A 769-nucleotide genomic window follows, 5' to 3' on the forward strand; every position below is an offset into this window, starting at 1 on the left:
CAACTCATTTTGGAAAGAAAGCTGAAGCCCTGGGGCGGGAAGTGATGCGGCACTGGAACGCCATTGGTCCGAGAGACGATGCCGAACGGCATGGTCGAACGCGACCATCCGGACCTGTCGATCGGCCGGCAGTGCGCTCTGCTGCATGTCCCTCGTTCGTCGTTTTACCATATGCCGCAGGGTGAGACGGACCAGACCCTCGCGTTCGCCATGGACCTCGAACCAGTGGCGGCCACAGGGCTCACTGCGGTTGATCGACGTGCGGTTCCTCGACACGCCTTTCCTTGGCGTCCGTCAGATGACCTGGCACCTGCGCAGTTGCAGGGACCGTGGCCCCAGTGGGGCCGCGCAAGCCCGAAAACGGCCACAAGGTGAACGAAAAGCGCATACGTCGGCTTATGCGCCTGATGGGTCTGATGCCGATCTAGCAGAAGTCCAACACCGGCCGGCCGACGAAGGGACACAAGACCTACCCCTATCTGGCTCGCGCGGCCTGCGTGCGGACCGGCCAAATCAGGTCTGGTGTGTGGACATCACCTATCTGCCGATGCGTCGCGGCGCTCGGCATGGCCTCGGACCGGTGGCGGCTCATGCCTCACTCTCCCTGGTGGCGATCATGGACTGGCACACCCGCATGGTCTTGGCGTGGCGGATCTCCAACATCGAGCCATAGTCCGCCACTGGTCCGAGGACCATGGCGAGGGGACGCCGACTTCTGCGTCGAGGCGCTGAACGAGGCCATCTATCGGTTCGGACCGCCGGACATCAT

General features: G+C 63.3%; 1 pseudogene. It reads left to right on the forward strand.

The window, feature by feature from the left end:
* Positions 1 to 244: 244 nt before the first annotated feature.
* A pseudogene (locus FHD67_RS21020) lies at positions 245 to 769 on the forward strand (transposase); the annotation flags it as partial.

This window comes from Paracoccus haeundaensis (assembly GCF_006239215.1).
Lineage (GTDB): Bacteria > Pseudomonadota > Alphaproteobacteria > Rhodobacterales > Rhodobacteraceae > Paracoccus > Paracoccus marcusii.